Consider the following 21,001-nt stretch of genomic DNA (forward strand, 5'->3'; position numbering starts at 1 on the left):
CTACTCGGTGGCGATCGCGTTCAGGACGTTCATCCGGCCCGCCCGGAACGCCGGGATCAGGGCGGCGACCAGGCCCACGACCGCGGAGCCGAGGAAGACCGTGATCAGCGTGGACCAGGGGACCTCCAGAACCTTCAGGCCCTCCAGGGCGAGGAGCTTCTGGGCCGTCGCGCCCCAGCCCATGCCGAGGCCCAGGCCGAGCAGCGCCCCGAAGAGGGCGATGACCACGGACTCCATGCGGATCATCCGGCGCATCTGGCGGCGGGAGAGACCGATGGCCCGCATCAGGCCGATCTCCCGCGTCCGCTCGACCACCGAGAGGGCCAGCGTGTTCACCACACCCAGGATCGCGACGATGATCGCCAGCGCCAGCAGCCCGTAGATCATGTTGAGCAGCTGCCCGATCTGGTCCTTCAGCGCCTGCTTGTAGTCGGTCTGGTCGCGCACCTTGTACTGCGGGTAGTCGTGCAGCGCGGACTTCAGCGACTTGTACGCCGTGTCCTGCTGCCCGTCCTTGGCGGTGGCGAAGACCAGCTGGTCCAGCGGCATCTTCTCGGTCGGCACGTACTTGGCGAGCGTCGCGATGGAGGTGTACTTCGAGCCCGCGTCGATCAATCCGTCGTTGCTGGTGATGGCCCGGACCGTCAGGTCGGCGGTGGCACCGTCCTTGAACGCGATGCGGATCTTCGAGCCCAGGTGGACGTCGTGCGCCTTGGCGAACTTCTCGTGGACCGACATCGAGTCGGGCAGGTAGGCGTCCTTGAGGTTCCCGGCGACGGTCTTGACCCGCAGGTCCGTCGCGTACGTCGGGTCGGCCGCCGTGATGTCGGTGTCCTTGAGCGTCCTGCCGTCCGGGGTGGTGTAGTCGGCCTCGGTCGTCTTGTACTCGGTGACCCGCTTCAGGCCCGGCGTCGACTTCACGGCCCTGACCGCCTGCGGAGTGATCATCTGGCCGCCGTCGGACTGGATGATGAAGTCCGTGCCGACGGTCTTGTCGAGCTGGTCCGTCGCCGAGGCGACCATCGAGGAGCCGACCACCGACAGACAGGCGACCAGCGCGAGCCCGATCATCAGGGCGGCGCCCGTGGCGCCCGTACGGCGCGGGTTGCGCAGCGCGTTGCGCTCGGCCATCCGCCCGACCGGCCCGAAGGCCCGCAGCAGCACGGCGCCCAGGACCCGGACGACACCGCCCGCGAGCAGCGGGCCGATCACCACGAACCCGATCAGGGAGAGCACCACGCCCAGGCCCAGCCAGAGCGAGCCGCCGGTCGCCTTGTCGGCGGAGGCGGCCAGGTAGAGGGCGAAGCCGCCGCCGGCGGTCAGCAGCGTGCCCAGCACGGCCCGTACGGCACCGGCCTTGGCGTCGGCGGGGGCGCCGGCGTCGCGCAGCGCGGCCATCGGGGAGACCTTGCCGGCCCGGCGGGCGGGCAGGTAGGCGGCGAGGACGGTGACGACGACACCGAGGACGAGACCGACGACCGGGGTGGTCCAGGCGACCGTGAGGTCCGCGGTGGACAGGTGCATGCCCATCTGGCCCATGATCTTCATCAGGCCGACCGCGAGTCCGACGCCCGCGCCGACGCCGAGGACCGAGCCGGTCACGCCGAGCAGCAGCGCCTCGGCCAGCACCGACCGGTTGACCTGCTTGCGGCTGGAGCCGATGGCCCGCATCAGGCCGATCTCCCGGGTGCGCTGGGCGACCAGCATGGAGAAGGTGTTGATGATCAGGAAGATGCCGACGAGGAAGGCGATCCCGGCGAAGCCGAGCATCGCGTACTTCATGACGTTCATGAAGCTCTCGACGTCCTTCTGGTTGGCGTCGGCGGTCTCCTTGGCGGTCTGCACCTTGTAGTGGGTGCCGAGCGCCGAGACCACGTTCCGCTTCAGCTGGTCGTCGCTCACGCCGGAGGCGGCGGTGACGTTGACGTTGGTGAAGACACCGGTCTTCCCGACGAGCGTCTGCTGGGCGGTCTTGGTGTCCAGGTAGAAGATCGCCGCGCCGGGGTTGGTGACCTGGAAGGAGGCGATGCCGGAGATCCGCGCCTCGTGCGTGCCGACCGCGCTGATCACGGCCAGCGTGTCACCGAGCTCGAGGTGGTGCTTGTCGGCGGTGTCGGCGTCGACCATCACCTGGTCGGAGCCCTTGGGCGCCGAACCGGAGGTGATCTTCATGGTGCGGGCGTCGTTGCCGTTCCAGCTGCCGACGATGGTCGGGGCGCCGCTGGAGGGCGAGAGGTTGTCCTTCTTGGCGTCGACGACGGTCACCGAGGTCGAGAAGACGGTCCCCTCCGCCGCCTTCACCCCTTGCGCCGACTTCACCTCGCCGACCACGGAGGCCGGCATCACGGGCGGCCTGCCGTTGTCGGAGGTGGTCTCACCGCTGTCCGAGGCGCCCTTCGCGCTCACCGTCACATCGGAGGAGGTGGCCGCGAACAGCTTGTCGAAGGTGGTGTTCATGGTGTCGGTGAACACCAGCGTCCCGCAGACGAAGCCCACCGACAGCAGCACGGCGATCGCCGAGAGGGCCATGCGCCCCTTGTGCGCGAAGAAGTTGCGCATCGAGGTCTTCATGACGGTCATGACGTACGCCCCCGGGCGTCGAAGTCCTTCATGCGGTCCAGGACGGCCTCCGCGGTGGGCTTGTACATCTCGTCGACGATCCGGCCGTCGGCGAGGTACAGCACGCGGTCCGAGTAGGAGGCGGCGACCGGGTCGTGCGTGACGATGACGATGGTCTGCCCGAGCTCGTCCACGGACTGCCGCAGGAAGCCCAGCACTTCGGCACCCGCGCGCGAGTCGAGGTTTCCGGTGGGCTCGTCACCGAAGATGATCTCGGGCCGGGCGGCCAGCGCGCGGGCCACGGCGACGCGCTGCTGCTGTCCGCCGGAGAGCTGGGTGGGCCGGTGCTTGAGCCGGTCCGCGAGGCCGACGGTGTCCACCACGCGCGCGAGCCACTGCCGGTCCGGCTTGCGGCCCGCGATGTCCATCGGCAGCGTGATGTTCTCGATCGCGTTCAGCGTGGGCAGCAGGTTGAACGCCTGGAAGATGAACCCGATCCGGTCCCGCCGCAGCTGGGTGAGCTTCTTGTCCTTCAGCCCGGTGATCTCGGTCTCGTCCAGGTAGATCTGCCCGCTGGTGACGGTGTCGAGCCCGGCGAGGCAGTGCATCAGGGTGGACTTGCCGGACCCCGAGGGGCCCATGATCGCGGTGAACTGGCCGCGGGCGATGTCCACGTCGACATGGTCGAGGGCGACGACGCGGGTCTCCCCGGCCCCGTACGCCTTGACGACCTGCCGCGCCCGCGCGGCGACGGCCGTCCGTCCTCCAGTGCCCCCGTGCCTGGGAATGGTCACGGCCGAAGTCATGGTAAGTCTCCTATGTCGGGCAGCCGATGACACCGGGCTGCCTGCGGATGAGCTGTGCGAATCGGTACGTCGATGAGTCTGGCGTCGAAGAGGGGTCCCGCGCGCTGGTGCTCGGCACCCTCTTGTACGGGGGTAAACCCCACCCCCGCCGGTTCGGTGAACCGCCCCCCGGCCGCTCCCCAGCGGCGTAAAGCCAGGTTAAGGACCGGCCCGGGCCCCTCTCGTCCTCCAGGGGGACGAACCCTCCCCCAGCCGTAGTACGGAGGTGACCCCTAGGGGCCGTCCACCGACAGGTGGAGTCGATCTCGGGGTTCGCTCCACCCACCGGCCCACTCAGGCTCCACCCTCCCGCCGCGTCAGGGTCAAGTGGGAAGCTGTCGGACGGCGGATAGATGCAAGGGGAAAGGAATCACGTGGACCAGGGCGGCACAGAGACACGTGCCGGTGTGGCGCCCGGCCGGCCGGCGGACACGCACAGACGCGGAGCGGTCGTCGCCGCGCTCATGCTCGCGATGGCGCTCGCGGCGCTCGACGCCACCATCGTCTCCACCGCCGTCCCCCAGATCGTGGGCGACCTCGGCGGATTCTCGTACTTCTCCTGGCTCTTCTCCGGCTACCTGCTCGCGGTCACGGTCACGCTCCCGGTGTACGGCAAGCTGTCCGACACCTTCGGCCGCAAACCGGTGCTCGTCGCGGGCGCCGCGGTGTTCCTGCTCGGCTCGCTGCTGTGCGCCGCGGCCTGGAACATGGGCGCGCTGATCGCCTTCCGCATCGTCCAGGGGCTGGGCGGCGGCGCGTTGCAGGGCACGGTGCAGACGCTCGCGGCCGACCTGTACCCGCTGGAGGAACGGCCCAGGATCCAGTCGAAGTTGTCCACGGTCTGGGCGGTGTCGGCGGTGGCCGGCCCCGGAATCGGCGGCCTGCTCGCCGCGTACGCCGGCTGGCGCTGGATCTTCCTGGTCAACCTCCCCATAGGGGCGGTGGCGTTGTGGCTGGTCGTCCGCCATCTGCGCGAGCCGCGCCGGGAGTTGGAGCGCCGTCCGCGCATCGACTGGGCGGGCGCGCTGGCGGTGTTCGCGTGCGGGGGCGTGCTGCTGACGGCGCTGGTGCAGGGCGGGGTGGCCTGGCCGTGGCTGTCGGGGCCCTCGGTGGCGCTGTTCGGTACGGGACTCGCGCTCGCCGGTGCCGTGGTCGTGATCGAACGCCGGGCGGCAGAGCCGGTCATCCCCGGGTGGGTGTGGCGGCGGCGGACGATCGCGGCCGTCAACCTCGCCCTGGGCGCGCTGGGGTTGCTGATGGTGGCGCCGAGCGTGTTCCTGCCGACGTACGCGCAGTCGGTGCTGGGTCTCGCGCCCGTGGCGGCGGGCTTCGTGCTCTCGGTCTGGACGCTGACCTGGCCGGTGTCGGCGGCGCTGAGCCAGCACGTGTACCGGCGGATCGGCTTCCGCAACACGGCGATGCTGGGCATCGGCACGGCGGCGCTGATCCTGTTCGCGTTCCCGTTCCTGCCGTACCCCGGATCGGCCTGGCAACCGACGCTGCTGATGTTGCTGTTGGGCGCGGCGCTGGGGCTGTTCCAACTCCCGCTGATCGTGGGCGTGCAGTCGACGGTGGGCTGGGCGGAACGGGGCACCACGACCGCCTCGGTGCTCTTCTGCCGCCAGACCGGCCAGACGATCGGCGCCTCCGTCTTCGGCGCGGTCGCCAACGGGGTGATCGCCTCCCGCCTGGGCGGCGCCGGCGACCTGGACTCGGTGACCCGGGGCCTGGACTCGGGCACCGTACCGGAGGCGACGCGCCGGGCGATCGCGGACGCGGTGCACGCGGTGTACATCGGCGCGGGCTGCGCGGCCGCAGCGGCCTTCCTCGTCCTGCTGTTCCTGGCCCCACGACGCTTCCCGGTCCTCAAGGAGCAGTGAGAGGACGCGCAGCGCTGCCAAAAATCCGAGTTAACGCGGGTAACGTCACAGGTCAGCGAAGTAAGCGCATACCGACCAGCCAGTTTGTCGAAAGGGCTGTGCGTATCCGAACCGTCGAGTAACGTGCGGGACTCCGCCGCCCCCCACCTCCCTTGCGGTCCGCACCGGACCCGAGCCACGCAAGGAGTACCGGGATGTCCTACGACCCGTCCCCGTCGTACCCGTACCGACCCGCACAACAACCCCAGCAGTACCGGCAGTACGACTCGTCGCCGGCCTACGAGGCCACGTACCCCTGGCAGCCGCCCATCGCGGACCCGCCCGAGCCGCCCCGGCGCCGCCCGCCGCATCCCCCGCTCGGGCACCACAGCGACCTCCGGATCCTGCGCAGCGCCTACCGCTGGCAGCGCCGTACCGCAGCCCTGACCGCGCTCGGCTACTTCACCCTGTTCCTCGTCCTGTCCGCCTTCGCGCCGTCGGTCATGGCCGGCGACGTCACCGACGGGCTGCCGACCGGACTGCTGCTCGCGCTGATCCAGATCCCCGTCACCTGGCTGGCCATCGCGCTGTACGAGCACACCGCGCGCCGTTACGTCGACCCGATCGCCGACCGCATCCGCAAGCAGTCCGCGGTGGACGCCAAGCGGGAGGCGGCCCGATGACCGACGGCTTCAGCGGCAACGCCCAGGCCATGTCCCTCGTCGCCTTCTCCGCGATCGCCACCATCACCCTGCTGCTGTGCGTGATGACCGGCCCCGACCGCGACGACCTCGACGAGTTCTACACCGGCTACGGCTCCCTCTCGCCCATGCGCAACGGCCTCGCCATCGCCGGCGACTACATCTCCGCCGCGAGCGTCCTCGGCACCGGCGGGGTCATCGCCCTGTGCGGTTACGACGGCATCGTGCTCGCCCTCAGCACCGCCCTGTCGCTGATGCTGCTGATGTTCCTGCTGGCCGAACCCCTGCGCAACGCGGGCCGGTTCACCATGGGCGACGCGCTGGCGCGACGGATGCCGGGGCGCGCGGTGCGCATCACGGCGTGCGCGGTGACCATCGCCGCGCTGCTGCCGCTGATGCTGGTCCAGCTCGCCGGCACGGGACAGCTGCTGGCCTTCATCCTCGGCTTCTCCGGCGACTCCCTGAAGACCGGATGCATCATCGGCCTGGGCGCCCTGATGATCAGCTACGCCGCCATCGGCGGGATGAAGGGCACCGCCCTGATCCAGATCCTGAAGATCGTGATGCTGCTCGGGTCGGGCGCGGTCGCGGCCGTACTGATCCTGCGGCGCTTCGACTGGGACCCCGGGGCCCTGTTCCACGCGGCCGCATCGCAGAGCGGGGTCGGCACCGCCTTCCTCCGCTCGGGCGTGGAGTTCGCCGGCAGCCCCAACCCCCGCCTGGACATGATCAGTTCGGAACTGACGGTCGTCATCGGCGGCGCCTGCCTGCCACACGTCACGATGCGCATGTACACCGCCTCCAGCGCCCGGCAGGTGCGCCGCTCGATGTCCTGGGCGGTGTCGATGGTGGTCCTCTTCGTCCTCATCATGACGGTCGTCGGCTTCGGCGCGACGGCGCTGATCGGGCGGGCGGTCATCGCCCAGGCCGACCCGCGCGGCAACACGGCCTATCTGCTGGGCTCCCGCGCGGCGTTCGGCCCCGAGGTGTCCACCGCGGAGACCTTCCTCTTCACGACGATCACGACGGCGATCTTCCTCACCCTGCTCGCCTCCGTCGCCGGCATGATCCTCGCCTGCGCCAACTCCCTCGCCCACGACGTCTTCGCCGCCCGGGTACAGGAGATGTCGGCCCGCCGCGAGATGGGGCTCGCCCGGGTCTCCGCCCTCGCGGTCGGCGTTCCCGCGATCCTGCTGGCCACGCTGGTCCAGCACCACAGCCTGCAGCCCCTGGTGACCCTCTCCTTCTGTCTGGGTGCCTCCGCCATCGCGCCCGCCCTGGTCTACAGCCTCTTCTGGCGCCGCTACACCCGGGCCGGCCTGCTGTGCACCCTGATCGGCGGCAGCCTGGCCGTCCTGCTCCTGATGCCGGGCACCAACCTGGTCTCGGGCTCCCCCGTGGCCGCCTTCCCCGACGCCGACTTCAACTGGTTCCCGTTCACCACGACGGGCCTGGTGACGATCCCCCTGGGCTTCCTGTTCGGCTGGCTGGGCACGGTGCTCTCGGGACGGCGGGCGTCGGAGGAACAGCGGCATCAGTACGAGGCGGTGGAGGGGTGGATTCTGGCGGGGGCGGTGCGCAGGGGCGGGTGAGAAGGGCGGTGCGGAGGAGCGGGGGCGAAGTGGCGCGCGGTGCGTGCCGGGCGCCCTCATACGACACCCGGCGCCGGTCCCGCGCGCGTCACTCCCCCGACGCGGAACCCGTCAACGCCGTGAGGCTGCTGCGTACGTAGTCCATCTGCGCCTGCACGTCCTCCCACCGCTCCGCGTGCTCGCGCAGCAGCCGTTCGGTGTCCCGGGTGATCTGCTCCTCACCGGCCCGCGCCTCCGCGAGGATCTCCGCGGCCCGTACCCGCGCCTCCTCCTGACACCGCATCGCGGCCTCCTCGGCCTCACGGAACTCCCGTTCCGCCTCGGCCAGCGCTTCTTCCGCCCGCGCCACCCGTTCGGCCTCCCGGGCATCGACCGCGGCCACCCGTTCGGCCTCGGCCCGCTCCAGCTCGGCCAACCGCTCGGCGAACTCCTCGGCCTGATCGGCGAGCATCCCGGAGGTGCGCTCGCGCGCTTCCCGAAGCACCGCCAAGGCCTCACCCCGTCCCTCCTTCACCGCGCGCCGGGCGGAGATCCGGATCTCGTCGGCCTCGGCCTGCGCCACGAGCAACCGCTGCCGGGCGCGTTCCTCGGCCTCGGCGCGTACGGCGTCGGCGCGCGCCTGTGCCGCGTCGCGCACGCCGTCCGCGCGCGCCTGCGCCGTCTCCACGAGGCGCTGCGCTTCCTGCCGCGCGCGCTCCCGCACGGCGGCGGCCTCCTCCTCCACGAACTGGAACAGCCGCCGCGCGCCCTCGCCGAGCGTCTCGTACGTCTGCGGCGAGAGGTGCGCCACGGTCTCCCGCAGGTCCTGCGCCTCCTCCTCCATCTCCCTGGCGAGCACGGTGAGCCGGGCGGCCCGCTCCCACGCGGCGTCCCGGTCACCGGAGAGGGCGGCGGTGTACGCGTCGACCTGGTCGGGACGGTAACCGCGCCCCCGTACGGCCCCGAAGCCGTGGGCCGAGACCGATGCGCTGCTCATCCTGGAACCCCTCTCCGCCGAACGGACGCGAAATGATGATTTCGCGCACATCTTGATGTATCGGACGTAAGTGTTCATAACCCGACACTCCGCACAGGGGTCGCGGTCAGAACGCACACAAAAGGGCCGGGCCCGGTCACAGTGACCGGGCCCGGCCCGAGGGGTCCCTTGCTCCCCGAGGGGTCCCTTGCCCCCCTGAGGGGTCTCTTGCGTCAGGGGGACGTCGGCGTCACAGCAAGCCGTCCCACATCTGCTCGAGCAGCACCGACCACCAGCTCTCCGGCGACCCGAGCGCCGCCGGGTCGAGGGAGGCCAGCTGGGCCTGGAAGTCGACGGTCCAGCGGCCCGCCTGCTCCTGGTTGAGACCGAACCGCAGCCGCCACATCCGGCCGAGCAGCGCCAGGCAGCGCTGGAACTCGGGCAGCCCCGTGTTCACGAACTGCGGCGGCACCGGAGCACCGCCGGGCCCGGCCTCCACGGGGACGGCCACGATGTTCGCCGTGCCGTACTGCACGCACAGCGCCTTGCCGAAGTCGCTGCCCATCACGAGGTAGGAGGCCGCGTCCGGCGCCGGCTGCACACCGCGCTCCTGCGCCAGTTCGGCGAGCGTCGGCACCGGCCGGCCCGGCTGGGCCTGCGCCCAGAAGAACGGGCCCATGTCCAGCGGAAGTCCCGCCGTCACCAGCGACTGCGCCACGATCGGCGGCACGCCCTGCCGGGAGACCGCGGCCTGCTCGAACCGGAAAATGCCCGGCCCGAACGCCGCCGCGAGCTCCTGCGCCACGGCCTCCGGCGGAACCGGCGGCGCCGCCTGCACCGGCGGCAACGGCGCGCGCACCGGCGCGGGGCGCGCCGGCCCGTCCGCCACCTGGTGCAACTCCCCCTGATGCGCGAGCAGTTGCCGCATGCCCTGCTGCCGGCTCGCGTGATCGGCGCCGTAGGGCGCGATGCTGGTGATCCGCGCCTGCGGCCACTGCTCCCGGATCATCCGCGCGCAGTACGCACCCGGCAGCTCGCAGGACTCCAACTCCGTGTGCAGTTCCAGCACCTGGTCCGGCGGCACGTTCATCCCGCGCAGCTCGTGGAAGATCTGCCACTCCGGGTGCGGCGTCCCCGGCGCGGACCGCCGGATCACCTGCTGCTCGGAGCCGTCCTGCGCCCGGTACCGAAGAACGGCCTGATACCCGGGACCGACCGTCGGCTGCCCGGCGGGCTGCTGCGGATACCCGTACCCCGACGGCTGCCCCAGCACCGGCATCCCACCGGGCCCCGGCGGCATGGGCGGCTGAGGCGCTCCCGGGCCCAAGGGAGCCCCGGGAGCCACACCGGGGGCGCCCGGAGTACCGAGCGCGCCAGGGGGTTGCGGCGGTGGAGGCACACCGGGACCACCAACGCGCGGTGCACCGGGACCACCGACCGGCGGAGCACCGGGACCACCCACCGGAGGAGCGCCGGGACCACCGACCGGCGGCGCGGCCAACACGGTCTCGGCGTGGTGAACGGCCCCGGGCGCGCCCCCTGCAGAACCGTGCGCGCCGGGGGCGGCGGGGGCGGCGGGGGCGCCAGGAGGTTGAGGAGCGCCCGGCTCACTCGGCATGCCCGGGGCGCCTGGCGGTTGGAATGCGCCGGGCGCGGCGGGTACGCCCGGGGCGCCCGAAGGCTGAGGCGCGCCGAGCGCGCTCGGCATACCCGGGGCGCTCGGGACTCCTGACGCGCCGGGCGCGTTCGGCGTGCCCGGGGCGGCCGGAAACGCCTGCGCGCTGGGTGTGCCCGGGAAGCCTGGGGCGCCCGGAACACCCGGGGCGCCCGGCGATTGCGGCGCGCCCCCGCCCGGGCCCATCCGACCCGGGTCGGCGAGCACCGTGGCGGCGTGGTGGGCGCCGCCCGGCGGAGTACCGCCGGGCGAGTTCGGCGCACCGGGCGGTTGGGGGGCGCCCGGCGGGTTCGGCGCGCCGGGCGGATGCGGTGCGCCCGGGGTCTGCGGTCCGGTAGCCCCCTCAGGGCCGTCAGGACCGAGTGCTGAGACGAGTTGCGTGGGCACGTACCCGCCCGCACCGGGCCCCGGCGGCGGCGGAGATGCGTTGCCCGCCCGCGCCCCCGGTGCCCCCGGGGCGCTCGGCGGGGGCGGCGGAGTCGGCCCCCGACGCGACGGAGGCGCGGCCTTGCTGGTCGCGGCGTCGGCGATGTCCCCGGCGTTCGGCGCAAGCCCCGGTGCACCGGGAGGCTGCGGCATACCGGGCGCTCCACCAGAGCCCTGCGGATACCCGTAGGAGGACGCACCCGGCGGAGGGGGAGGCACGGAACCCGGAGCCGAAGCCCCCGGAGGCGTGCCAGGCACTCCCGCACCGCCCGGTCCCTGCGGATACCCATACGACGACGCACCCGGCGGAGGCGGAGGCATGGCACCCGGCGCGGGCGCTCCCGGCGAAGACGCACCCGGCGCCCCCGCACCACCCGCCCCCTGCGGGTAGCCGTACGCCGATCCACCCGGCCCGAGCGGAGGCGGCGGCGTACCCGGCGCACCAGCACCCGCGGGCGCCACCGGCGCACGACCTGGCCCGCCCGGCGCTCCATGCGTACCGGGCGCCCCCGGCACTCCGGACACGCCCGGCGCACTCTGTCCCGCGGGCGCCCCGGGCACACTTCCCGCGCCCGGCGCCCCCCGGTCGTCCAGCGCCGGCGCCACCGCCGTGGGCGGAATCTGGCTGCCGCCCGCGATCAGTGCCGTCTCGGCGTCGGGCAGGGTCGACGGCGCCGACGGAGGCGCGTCCTCGATGTCGCTCAGCGGCGGCGCGAAGACGGTCGCCGGCAACGGCACGGAACGGTCCTCGCCCGCATCCGCGTTGGTGTCGGTCCCGGCCCAAGGAGTCGCCCCGGCGGGCACGTTCGGCGCACCGGCACCTCCGGGCGCCCCCGAACCGACCCGAGCGCCGGGCGAGTTCAAGTCCCCGGAAGCCCCGACAGGCACCCCCGGCTGCGTCTCGGGAAGCGCCCCGCCCCCCGACGTACCAGAACCAGACGAGCCAACCCCACGCCCATCCCCACCGGCACCGGCACCACCCGGAGCCGCAGCCGCAGCCGCCCCCTCACCCCGCCGCTCCCCGATCCCCAGCTTGTCCGCCGCCTCCTGCAGCCACTCCGGAGGGCTGAGCAGGAACGACGTCTGGTTCAGGTCGACGCGGGCGGAGGAGGCGGCCGACGGCGCCGGTTCGTCCGCGGGGTCCGGGCGGCCGTACTCCTCCTCGTAGCGGCGGATGACCTCACCCACCGGCAGCGAGGGCCACAGCGTGGCCTCACCGCTGTCCCGGGCGATCACCAGCCGCTGCGCACCGCCGTCCGACCGCGGACCCTCCGCACGGTCCTCCGCCCACACCACGAAACCGAGCTCGAACTCCCGTACCCGCACCTCGCGGTGCTGGTACGACGGCACGTCACCGTTGATCCACTCCTCGGCGCGCTCCTGCGCCTGCGCGAACGTCACCATCGCCGGCTCACTCCCCCACCACGGGAACGGACCGCGCGAAACCGCCGTCCACCATCAGATTCGCCACCGTTTCCAACTCCGGCGGGGATCCCGCCAGTCGGGACAGGAACACGTCGAAGTCCTCACCGCACGGCAGCAGCAGACGCTCCACCCGCTCCGCGGGCGACCACGACGGATCGACGTCCCGCACGTCGTCGTACGCGCAGAACCACACAGAACCGATGCGCTCGCCCTTCACCTTCACCGCGAGCAACCCGCCCTGCACGAACCCGACGCCCAGATAGTCCTTGGTCAGATGGTCGCGCAGGCACTTGTTGACGTACACGAGGTCATTGACCGCCGCCTCGTCGCGCACCGTGAAGAACGGCTGGTCGATCAGCAGACCGAGCCCCGCGTCGAGCGCGGTGCCCACCGGCGCGCAGCCGCCCGCCGCCTTCAGGAACGAACGGTACGCACCCGGCAACCGGTACCCGAGGTCCTCCTCGACCCCCTGCACCTGCGCCTCCGTCACCGCCACCCCCGACTTCGGCAGCCCGAAATGCGCGGGACGCGTCTCCTGCAACGGCCGCGTGCCCCGCTTGTCCTGGTCCACCTCCGACGTCGCGATCCCCCCGTGGTGCCGCAGCAGCGCCTTCACCTCGACCGGGATCAGCTCCAGCCGCCGGCTGCCCGCCACGTGATGCCACGTCCAGCCGTGCGGCGTCGCCACCGGCACCACCGTGTCCCACAGGTCATGACCCGAGGCCGCCAGCGCCGCGTTCGCCGACACGTAGTCCGTCAGCCGCAGCTCGTCGACCCCGAAACCCTCCGGCGCCTCCGCGATCTCCGCGGCCGCACGCGCGTAGGGAGAGAAATCGGGGTAACCGCGCTCGTCGACCCGTACCCCTCTCGGGTGACGGGCCGCGCGGACCGGGTCCGGGAAATGCACGACCTGCCCGGCATAGGCCGCGTTCGGCGGCACGGCTTGTCCCCCAGCCTGGCGGCTGGGCGGCGCCCCCAGCCCGAGCCGACCTGTCGTCATGGCGGTTGCCCCCTGCGGCACTCTGGTACGAACCGCGGCGGCCGGCACCCGCCGCCCACCACGCCCCGTATCGACTGTCTCGTCCGTCCCGACTCACGTCGTGACCACACCGCGCCCGCCACCACACGCCCTCACGCATGCCGGCAAGCGCCACCCGCACGAAAGCGGTGCCGACAGCCTATGCGGTACGACCGCACCGGTCACCGGGCCCCGGTCAGCCGCCCTCCGCTTCCGTGACCAGCCGTCACCCCGCCCTCACGGACCGCCCAAACCCGGGCGTGTCGCACCGCCCCAGCTACCGCACCAGCAACGGAGTTTGGCAGTCTGTCTCCTCCGGGGGGATGCACGGAGGGGATGACGATCATGAACGCGACGCAGACGGGACCACACACGGGTACGTCCACCACGCCGCACCGCGGCCTGTCCGGCGACCCCCGCATCGGCTGGAGCGCCACCACCAACGCCTCCGCCCCCGCCCTCCTGCACCGCCGCGACGGCATACTCCCCACCGTCGCCGCCGCCCTCTCCGTCCGCGGCGCCACCCTCACCGGCACCGCAGCCCGCGGCGACCAGCCGCCGCCCCTGCACCCCCTCGTGCAGGACTTCCTCGACACCCTCACCAGCGCCCAGCGCGACCGCTTCACCGGCCGCTGCGCCGAGACCATCCTCATCTCCCGCCACATAGCAGCCGCGGACGCCGCCCGCAGCAAGCGCGCCGCCCGCAAGCCCATGACCAACGGCGAAGCGCGCAAAGCCCTCAAGCAGGCCAAACTCACCACCCGCCGCATCCGCGAGGACGGCGACCCCCTGCACGGCAGCTTCGCGGCACCCTGCCGAGCCTGCACCGCGCTCAGCGCCCACTTCGGCGTCCGCGTCGTCGACCCGGCAGCGGCAGGCGACTGAATCCCCCGACCAACCCGTACGACAACACGGCCCCCAGGGCCGGCCGGTGACGCCGGCGAACTCGACGATCGAAGGGCAGATGCACCCCGACCGCACCTCCAGCACGCGCTTCCCCGTACCCGTCGACGCCGCCCTGCGCGCCGCCGGCTGGCAACCCGGACGCTGGGACATAAAGCAGGCCGAGATCTGGGCCGACGCCCTGCGCGAACACACCTCGCCCGCCGGCCACCGGCACGCCGTCTTCCCCGCCGCCGTCGAGGCCTGGGCCGAGTTCGGCGGCCTGCACATCACCCCCACCGGCCCCGGCCGCCAGATCGCCCCCACCGCGATCCACCTCGACCCCCTGCACGGCCTCCACATGGCCCGCACCCTCGCCGACCTCGGCCGCGCCCTCGACCGCGAGGTCAGCCCCCTCGGCGCCGAGACCGACTCCGCCGCCCTCCTCGCCATCGACACCGAAGGCCGCGTCTACGCCCTCGACCACACCGGCGACTGGTACCTCGGCCCGGACATCGACTCGGCCCTCGCCGCCCTCGTCGCGGGCATCGAACCCGTACGGCTCACCGCGGGCTGACCGACGCGGGGTCTACGCCGCCGGAATCACCGCCGACACCCGGAAACCCCCCGCGTCCGTCGGCCCCGAGACGAACACACCGCCCAGCCCGGTGACCCGCTCCTTCATCCCCACCAGCCCGTTCCCCCCGGAGGGCAACCGCGCCGACGACGCCGACGCGAGCTCCGGCGGCGGCTCGTTCTCCACCTGCATCGCGATCTCCGACACCCGGTGCGCCACCCGCACATACGTCTTCGCACCCGCCGCGTGCTTGTGGACGTTCGTCAACGCCTCCTGCACCACGCGGTACGCCGTCTGCTCGATCTCCGCCGCGTACGAGCGCACATCCCCCTCGACCGACAGAGCCACCACCATCCCGGCCGCCGCCGACTGCCCGACCAGCTCCTCCAGCTCCGACAGCCACGGCCCGTCGCCCTCGTCGACCACCCTCGACGCGGCCACCGCGGCAGCCATCCCGACAGCGGCCAGCGGAACCGGCTGCTGGGCCCGCCGCGAACCCTCCCCGCTCCTGAGCACCCCGAGCATCTCCCGCAACTCGGTCAGCGCCTGCCGCCCCATGTCCCCCACCAGCGCGGCGTTCTTCACGGCCTTCTCCGGGTCCTTGCGGGCCACGGCCTGAAGCGCCGCCGCGTGCACCACCATCAGACTCACCCGGTGCGCGACCACGTCGTGCATCTCCCGCGCGATCCGCGTCCGCTCCTCGCCACGCGCCCACTCCGCACGCTCCTCGGCCCGCTCCGCCAGCAGCTGCAACTCGCGCTCCAGGCTGTCCGCCCGCTCCCGCAGACTCTCCATCAGCCGGCGCCGGGCCCCGACATACAGCCCCAGCAGCAGCGGCGGCGCGGTCATCCCGATCGCCGTCGTGATCGACGCGAACGGCACGAACCAGTCACCCAGGTCCAGACCGCCGTGCGCCATGTCCTGCCGCACCCGCACGAACATCACGATCAGCATGCCCACCAGCGACATGCCGGCCAGCGAGGCGATGATGCGGCGAGGCAACTCCGACGCGGCGAGCGTGTACAGGCCGACGACGCCCATCAGATAGCCCATCTGGGCGGGCGTGATGGCGATCGAGACAAGGACGACGGCTATCGGCCACTGCCGGCGCACGAGCAACGCGGAACCGGCCAGCACGCCGAACACGATCCCCGCGGCCGGCGGGATCCCCGCGTCCCGCGCGAACCGGATCCCTTCGAACGCGCACTCCACCGCGGACGCGACAGCCAGCCCGGCATCCAACGCGGCACTGCGCCACCTGGTCCACCACCACGGCCCTCCCCGGACCGTGGCATGGTCTTCCCCCGTCGTGGTCATGCCTCCAGCCTACGGTCGTTCGTGGCCGGTTTTCCGTCGAGTTTCCATGACTGGCCTACACCACACTCCATGAACGATCAGCCAGACCTGCCGAAGCCGGAGCGCCGGGATCCCTCGGAGGAGTACTGCGGAGTGCCGACCTGTACCGTCGCATGGAAGGTGCCTGGTACGGCATAGTAGGAGGCGCCGCCCGACGGACTGACTGAATGTCCGTTCGGTGAGGTTTGTTCCCCTGTGGTGTAATTGGCAGCACTGTGGCTTTTGGTGCCATATGTCCGGGTTCGAGTCCTGGCGGGGGAGCCAAGCCCGGTTCGGGTCCTGACCGCTGAACGCACGGTCAGGACCCGCTCTCATGTCCCCCATGAAACGCCCCGGTATCCTGCGGATGTCCCCACCATTCCAGAAGCCGAAGGGCAACCCCGTGAGCGCCATTCGCCCGGCAGCCGTCGTCGTTCTCGCAGCGGGTGAGGGCACCCGTATGAAGTCGGCCACACCGAAGGTCCTGCACGAGATCTGTGGCCGCAGCCTGGTGGGCCATGTCCTCGCCGCCGCCCGCGAGTTGGAACCCGAGAACCTGGTCGTCGTGGTCGGGCACGCGAGGGAGAAGGTCGTGGCGCACCTCGCCGAGACCGATCCGGCCGCCCGCACCGCCGTGCAGGAGGAGCAGAACGGCACCGGGCACGCCGTACGGATCGCCCTGGAGGGGCTCGGCGGGGCGGTCGAGGGGACCGTCGTCGTCGTGTGCGGTGACACCCCGCTGCTGACCGGCGAGACGCTGACGCGGCTGGCCGCCACCCATGCCTCCGACGGCAACGCCGTCACCGTGCTGACCGCCGAGGTCCCGGACGCCACCGGCTACGGGCGGATCATCCGGGACGAGGCCACCGGCGCCGTCACCGGGATCGTCGAGCACAAGGACGCCACGGACGTCCAGCGTGGCATCCGGGAGATCAACTCCGGGGTGTTCGCCTTCGACGGGCAGCTGCTCGCCGAGGCGCTGAAGAAGGTGCGGACGGACAACAGCCAGGGTGAGGAGTACCTGACGGACGTGCTCGGGATCCTGCGTGAGGCGGGGCACCGGGTCGGGGCCTCGGTGGCCGGCGACCACCGGGAGATCGCCGGGATCAACAACCGGGTGCAGCTGAGCGAGGCGCGGCGGATCCTCAACGACCGTCTGCTGACGCGGGCGATGCTGGACGGGGTCACGGTGATCGACCCGGCGACGACCTGGGTGGACGTCACGGTGACGTTCGAGCGGGACGCCGTCGTGCGTCCGGGTACGCAGCTGCACGGCTCCACGCACATCGGCGAGGGCGCGGAGGTCGGGCCCAACTGCCGGCTGACGGACACGAGGGTCGGCGCCGGTGCCCGGGTCGACAACGCGGTGGCCGACAGCGCGGAGGTGGGGCCGGAGGCGAAGGTGGGTCCGTACGCCTATCTGCGTCCGGGCACGCGTCTCGGTGCGAAGGGCAAGATCGGTACGTACGTGGAGACGAAGAACTCCTCGATCGGTGAGGGGACGAAGATCCCGCATCTGTCGTACGTGGGGGACGCGACGATCGGTGAGTACACGAACATCGGTGCCGCCAGCGTGTTCGTCAACTACGACGGACAGGAGAAGCACCACACCACGGTGGGGTCGCACTGCCGTACCGGCTCCGACAATATGTTTGTGGCTCCTGTCACGGTCGGGGACGGTGCGTACACCGCTGCCGGGTCCGTGATCACCAAGGACGTTCCGCCCGGTTCGCTGGCCGTGGCCCGTGGTCAGCAGCGGAATATCGAGGGCTGGGTGGCGCGCAAGCGTCCGGGGAGCGCGGCGGCGAGGGCGGCGGAGGCGGCCGCTCGCCGGGAGGAAGGCGAAGGCTGACCGGAAACGGTCGGGTCAGACACGGCGTACCGTGATAAGTGCACATCCGCACCCCACCTGCTGAGACACCTCTGAGGAGACAGTGCTGTGACCGGGATCAAGACGACCGGCGAGAAGAAGATGATGTTCTTCTCCGGCCGCGCCCACCCCGAGCTTGCCGAGGAGGTCGCCCAGCAGCTGGGTGTCGGGGTCGTCCCGACGAAGGCCTTCGACTTCGCCAATGGCGAGATCTACGTCCGTTACCAGGAGTCGGCACGTGGTGCGGACTGCTTCCTGATCCAGAGCCACACGGCTCCGATCAACAAGTGGATCATGGAGCAGTTGATCATGATCGACGCGTTGAAGCGGGCTTCGGCGCGGTCGATCACGGTGATCGTGCCGTTCTACGGCTATGCGCGGCAGGACAAGAAGCACCGTGGCCGTGAGCCGATCTCGGCGCGGCTGATCGCGGATCTGATGAAGACGGCGGGTGCGGACCGGATTCTGACGGTCGATCTGCACACGGACCAGATCCAGGGCTTCTTCGACGGTCCGGTGGACCATCTCTTCGCGCTTCCGCTGCTGGCGGACTACGTGGGCGCGAAGGTCGAGAGGGACAAGCTGACGGTGGTGTCCCCGGACGCCGGCCGGGTGCGGGTGGCGGACCGTTGGTGCGACCGGCTGGGCGCGCCGCTGGCGATCGTGCACAAGCGCCGGGACAAGGACGTGGCGAACCAGGTCACCGTGCACGAGGTGGTCGGTGAGGTGGAGGGCCGCGTGTGTGTGCTGGTGGACGACATGATCGACACCGGTGGGACGATCTGCGCCGCGGCGGACGCGTTGTTCGCGCACGGCGCGGAGGACGTCATCGTGACGGCGACGCACGGGGTGCTGTCGGGTCCGGCGGCGGACCGGCTGAAGAACTCCAAGGTGAGTGAGTTCGTGTTCACGAACACGCTGCCGACGCCGAGCGAGCTGGAGCTGGACAAGATCACGGTGCTGTCGATCGCGCCGACGATCGCGAGCGCGGTGCGTGAGGTGTTCGAGGACGGTTCGGTGACGAGCCTGTTCGACGAGCAGTAGGCCCGTCTTCCTCGGTCCCGTCTCCCTCCGGGCCCGTCTCCCCCGGGAGTGATCGATTTTTCTGCGGCCTCCCTCGCCGAGTAGACTGCCCCAGTTGCTCGGCGAGGGAGGCCGTTCCCGTTTCTTTTCGGGGTTCGGCTGTCCGTTATCGACGCGCTCTTCGTAGCAGGCCGTTCGTGGCCGGGTGACCCCGTCCGTTTCTACCTCTACGAGGAGTGATCATGTCCGAGGTGAAGCTCGTCGCCCAGACGCGCACCGAGTTCGGCAAGGGTGCCGCCCGTCGTATCCGTCGTGACAGCAAGGTTCCCGGTGTGCTGTACGGCCACGGCGTGGACCCGCTGCACCTGACGCTTCCGGGCCACGACCTGCTGCTGGCGCTGCGTACGCCGAACGTCCTGATCTCGCTGGACATCGAGGGCCGGACCGAGCTGGCGATCCCGAAGGCCGTGCAGCGCGACGCGATCAAGGGCTTCCTGGAGCACGTCGACCTGCTGCTGGTCAAGCGCGGCGAGAAGGTCACGGTCGAGGTCCCGGTCCACACCGAGGGCGAGCTGGCCCCGGGCGCCTACCTGCTGGAGCACGTGCTGAACGCGCTGCCGGTCGAGGCCGAGGCCACCCACATCCCCGAGTCCGTCAGCGTCTCGATCGAGGGCCTGGAGGCCGGTGCCTCCATCCTCGCCAAGGACATCACGCTGCCCAACGGCACCACGCTGGCCGTCGAGGAGGACGCGGTCGTGCTGCAGGTCCTGGCCGCGCAGGCGGAGGAGTCGGCGGGCGAGGAGTCCGAGGGCGACGAGGCCGTCGCCGAGGCCTGAGCCTGACGCTCACTTTTCTGTCAGCCGCTGTTCCCTCGGGGGGCAGCGGCTGGCGTGTATCGAGGAGACATGGACGTGACGACCGACGCCAATGGCCCCTGGCTGATCGTGGGCCTCGGGAACCCCGGGCCCGAGTACGCCATGAACCGGCACAACGTGGGGTTCATGGTGGCCGATCTGCTGGCCGAGCGGATCGGGGGGAGGTTCAAGCGGGCCGGGAAGGCTCAGGCGCAGGTCGTGGAGGGGCGGATCGGTCCGGTGGGTCCGGCGAACCGGCGGGTGATCCTCGCCAAGCCGATGTCGTACATGAACCTCTCGGGTGGGCCGGTGAACGCCCTGAAGGACTTCTACAAGGTGCCGGTTGCCAACATCGTGGCCGTGCACGACGAACTGGACATCGACTACGGGACCCTGCGGGTGAAGCTGGGCGGCGGGGACAACGGGCACAACGGGCTGAAGTCGATGACGAAGGCGTTCGGTGCGGACTATCACCGGGTGCGGTTCGGGATCGGCCGGCCGCCGGGGCGGATGCAGGTCGCGGACTTCGTGCTGAAGGACTTCTCCTCGGCGGAGCGCAAGGAGCTGGACTACTTCGTGGACAGGGCGGCGGACGCGGTGGAGTGTCTGGTGGTGGAGGGGCTGGAGCGGGCCCAGAGTTCGTACAACTCCTGAGCAGGAAGCGGCGCGGCTCCTGGGACGGAGCGGCGCAACTCCTGGGCACAGAGCGCGCGACTCCTGGGCACGGAACCGTACAACTCCTGACATGTCCCCCAACGGGTTTGACTGATCGTCGGAGCATGGCCAATGATCCCCGCCATGCCCCCAGCCACCGCCACCCGTCAGGCCTCCGTCACCGCCCTGCGGTTCGGGCGGCTGGCGGCGATGGGCACGGTCGCCGTGCTGATCCTGATCGCCGGGGTGTGGGCGTCGTGGCGGACCGCTCCGTACGTGATGCTGACCAAGGGGCGGGAGCACGGCACGGTCGCGGTGACGACGTGCGGTGAGGACACCTGCACCGGTCCGTACACGCCGGCCGCGCAAGGGGCGCCGGTCCGGCGGCATGTGGTCATCGACAGGTCGGTCGCGGTGAAGAAGGGCCACAGCTACGCGGTCGTCGTGCTGCCAGGGAGCGACGAGGTGGTGCGCTCGGGGCCGGGCGGGGTTCTGTACGCGTGGGTCCCGCTGGGCGGGGCGCTGTTGCTGGCGTCGGTGGTCGTGGCGGGCGGGCTGCGGCGGACGCGGGCGGCGTGGCTGCTGGCGGTGTCGGGGATCGCGCTGCTGACGGCCGCGTTCATGACGGTTTGACGTCCTTCGCCGCCCTCAGCATTTGTGGAGGACCTGAGTGTTGCCTGTTCGTGATTGACCTTCGGTCAGTCGGGGCTGGATGCTGAGCCGCCCCCTCCACATCTTCCCGTCCGCAACT

At 71.5% G+C, this 21,001-nt stretch carries 16 protein-coding genes and 1 tRNA gene; 11 read left to right on the top strand and 6 right to left on the bottom strand.

What is annotated here, in order from left to right; genetic code table 11:
• Together ACWCQ1_RS28165 and ACWCQ1_RS28170 are read right to left on the bottom strand one after the other, a co-directional pair.
• Positions 1-2,580 carry an ABC transporter permease gene (locus tag ACWCQ1_RS28165; protein ID WP_451027640.1) on the bottom strand — a complete coding sequence of 860 codons (2,580 nt, stop codon included), beginning with the start codon at positions 2,578-2,580 and terminating at the stop codon, positions 1-3.
• Positions 2,577-3,365: an ABC transporter ATP-binding protein gene (locus ACWCQ1_RS28170; protein WP_133045909.1), complete on the bottom strand. Its 789-nt coding sequence runs from the start codon at positions 3,363-3,365 to the stop codon at positions 2,577-2,579. Before ACWCQ1_RS28170 ends, ACWCQ1_RS28165 begins: the two co-directional genes overlap by 4 nt.
• A gap of 392 nt (positions 3,366-3,757) precedes the next feature.
• Here ACWCQ1_RS28170 and ACWCQ1_RS28175 point away from each other — a divergent pair, with 392 nt between their 5' ends.
• The 3 genes from ACWCQ1_RS28175 (at position 3,758) to ACWCQ1_RS28185 (ending at position 7,556) form a co-directional block, all read left to right on the top strand.
• Positions 3,758-5,284, top strand: coding sequence for an MFS transporter (locus ACWCQ1_RS28175; RefSeq protein ID WP_451027641.1), 1,527 nt, complete (start codon positions 3,758-3,760; stop codon positions 5,282-5,284).
• Between the two features lie 194 nt (positions 5,285-5,478).
• On the top strand, positions 5,479-5,946 hold the full coding sequence (locus tag ACWCQ1_RS28180) for a DUF485 domain-containing protein (protein ID WP_133045908.1): 468 nt from the start codon (positions 5,479-5,481) through the stop codon (positions 5,944-5,946).
• On the top strand, positions 5,943-7,556 hold the full coding sequence (locus ACWCQ1_RS28185) for a sodium/solute symporter (RefSeq protein WP_358592737.1): 1,614 nt from the start codon (positions 5,943-5,945) through the stop codon (positions 7,554-7,556). The genes ACWCQ1_RS28180 and ACWCQ1_RS28185 overlap by 4 nt, the downstream gene beginning before the upstream one ends.
• Before the next feature lie 88 nt (positions 7,557-7,644).
• Here ACWCQ1_RS28185 and ACWCQ1_RS28190 read toward each other — a convergent pair whose 3' ends face one another.
• The 3 genes from ACWCQ1_RS28190 to ACWCQ1_RS28200 form a co-directional block, all read right to left on the bottom strand.
• A complete protein-coding gene (locus tag ACWCQ1_RS28190) occupies positions 7,645-8,532 on the bottom strand; it encodes a coiled-coil domain-containing protein (protein ID WP_358592735.1) in 888 nt (295 codons plus the stop codon).
• Between the two features lie 229 nt (positions 8,533-8,761).
• Entirely contained in the window at positions 8,762-12,016 is a 3,255-nt protein-coding gene (locus tag ACWCQ1_RS28195; RefSeq protein ID WP_451027642.1) for an SUKH-4 family immunity protein, read from the bottom strand.
• 7 nt (positions 12,017-12,023) lie between these two features.
• A complete protein-coding gene (locus ACWCQ1_RS28200; protein WP_358592915.1) occupies positions 12,024-13,037 on the bottom strand; it encodes an SMI1/KNR4 family protein in 1,014 nt (337 codons plus the stop codon).
• A 354-nt stretch (positions 13,038-13,391) separates the two neighbouring features.
• Here ACWCQ1_RS28200 and ACWCQ1_RS28205 point away from each other — a divergent pair, with 354 nt between their 5' ends.
• Positions 13,392-13,940, top strand: a complete 549-nt coding sequence (locus ACWCQ1_RS28205) for a YwqJ-related putative deaminase (protein ID WP_133045904.1) — start codon at positions 13,392-13,394, stop codon at positions 13,938-13,940.
• 79 nt (positions 13,941-14,019) lie between these two features.
• Entirely contained in the window at positions 14,020-14,514 is a 495-nt protein-coding gene (locus ACWCQ1_RS28210) for an SUKH-3 domain-containing protein (RefSeq protein ID WP_133046019.1), read from the top strand.
• Between the two features lie 12 nt (positions 14,515-14,526).
• Here the strand turns inward: ACWCQ1_RS28210 and ACWCQ1_RS28215 are convergent, their stop codons facing one another.
• Positions 14,527-15,831 (bottom strand): sensor histidine kinase, encoded by a 1,305-nt coding sequence (locus ACWCQ1_RS28215; RefSeq protein WP_358592731.1) that lies wholly within the window; start codon positions 15,829-15,831, stop codon positions 14,527-14,529.
• A gap of 228 nt (positions 15,832-16,059) precedes the next feature.
• On the opposite strand from ACWCQ1_RS28215, the gene ACWCQ1_RS28220 reads away from it, so the two are divergent.
• The 6 genes from ACWCQ1_RS28220 (at position 16,060) to ACWCQ1_RS28245 (ending at position 20,883) form a co-directional block, all read left to right on the top strand.
• Positions 16,060-16,134 (top strand) — tRNA-Gln (locus ACWCQ1_RS28220).
• Positions 16,135-16,252: 118 nt separating this feature from the next.
• On the top strand, positions 16,253-17,701 hold the full coding sequence (gene glmU / locus ACWCQ1_RS28225; protein ID WP_133046018.1) for a bifunctional UDP-N-acetylglucosamine diphosphorylase/glucosamine-1-phosphate N-acetyltransferase GlmU: 1,449 nt from the start codon (positions 16,253-16,255) through the stop codon (positions 17,699-17,701).
• 87 nt (positions 17,702-17,788) lie between these two features.
• Complete coding sequence (locus tag ACWCQ1_RS28230; protein WP_133045902.1) at positions 17,789-18,763, top strand: ribose-phosphate diphosphokinase; 975 nt, start codon at positions 17,789-17,791, stop codon at positions 18,761-18,763.
• Between the two features lie 221 nt (positions 18,764-18,984).
• The gene (locus ACWCQ1_RS28235) at positions 18,985-19,578 is read left to right on the top strand and encodes a 50S ribosomal protein L25/general stress protein Ctc (protein WP_133045901.1); all 594 of its coding nucleotides are present in this window, start codon (positions 18,985-18,987) and stop codon (positions 19,576-19,578) included.
• 69 nt (positions 19,579-19,647) lie between these two features.
• Positions 19,648-20,250: an aminoacyl-tRNA hydrolase gene (gene pth / locus ACWCQ1_RS28240; protein ID WP_133045900.1), complete on the top strand. Its 603-nt coding sequence runs from the start codon at positions 19,648-19,650 to the stop codon at positions 20,248-20,250.
• A gap of 132 nt (positions 20,251-20,382) precedes the next feature.
• Complete coding sequence (locus ACWCQ1_RS28245) at positions 20,383-20,883, top strand: hypothetical protein (RefSeq protein WP_451027643.1); 501 nt, start codon at positions 20,383-20,385, stop codon at positions 20,881-20,883.
• Positions 20,884-21,001: the final 118 nt, after the last annotated feature.

It is taken from the genome of Streptomyces sp. NPDC002144 (assembly GCF_053593695.1).

Excerpts from the sequence above, each read along its gene's own strand:
- ACWCQ1_RS28175 (WP_451027641.1), top strand. The coding sequence starts at position 3,758 with ATGCAAGGGGAAAGGAATCACGTGGACCAGGGCGGCACAGAGACACGT.
- ACWCQ1_RS28170 (WP_133045909.1), bottom strand. The coding sequence starts at position 3,365 with ATGACTTCGGCCGTGACCATTCCCAGGCACGGGGGCACTGGAGGACGG.
- pth (WP_133045900.1), top strand. The coding sequence starts at position 19,648 with ATGGACGTGACGACCGACGCCAATGGCCCCTGGCTGATCGTGGGCCTC.
- ACWCQ1_RS28245 (WP_451027643.1), top strand. The coding sequence starts at position 20,383 with ATGATCCCCGCCATGCCCCCAGCCACCGCCACCCGTCAGGCCTCCGTC.
- ACWCQ1_RS28165 (WP_451027640.1), bottom strand. The coding sequence starts at position 2,580 with ATGACCGTCATGAAGACCTCGATGCGCAACTTCTTCGCGCACAAGGGG.
- ACWCQ1_RS28195 (WP_451027642.1), bottom strand. The coding sequence starts at position 12,016 with ATGGTGACGTTCGCGCAGGCGCAGGAGCGCGCCGAGGAGTGGATCAAC.
- ACWCQ1_RS28185 (WP_358592737.1), top strand. The coding sequence starts at position 5,943 with ATGACCGACGGCTTCAGCGGCAACGCCCAGGCCATGTCCCTCGTCGCC.
- ACWCQ1_RS28210 (WP_133046019.1), top strand. The coding sequence starts at position 14,020 with ATGCACCCCGACCGCACCTCCAGCACGCGCTTCCCCGTACCCGTCGAC.
- ACWCQ1_RS28200 (WP_358592915.1), bottom strand. The coding sequence starts at position 13,037 with ATGACGACAGGTCGGCTCGGGCTGGGGGCGCCGCCCAGCCGCCAGGCT.
- ACWCQ1_RS28215 (WP_358592731.1), bottom strand. The coding sequence starts at position 15,831 with ATGACCACGACGGGGGAAGACCATGCCACGGTCCGGGGAGGGCCGTGG.
- ACWCQ1_RS28190 (WP_358592735.1), bottom strand. The coding sequence starts at position 8,532 with ATGAGCAGCGCATCGGTCTCGGCCCACGGCTTCGGGGCCGTACGGGGG.
- ACWCQ1_RS28235 (WP_133045901.1), top strand. The coding sequence starts at position 18,985 with ATGTCCGAGGTGAAGCTCGTCGCCCAGACGCGCACCGAGTTCGGCAAG.
- ACWCQ1_RS28180 (WP_133045908.1), top strand. The coding sequence starts at position 5,479 with ATGTCCTACGACCCGTCCCCGTCGTACCCGTACCGACCCGCACAACAA.
- ACWCQ1_RS28205 (WP_133045904.1), top strand. The coding sequence starts at position 13,392 with ATGACGATCATGAACGCGACGCAGACGGGACCACACACGGGTACGTCC.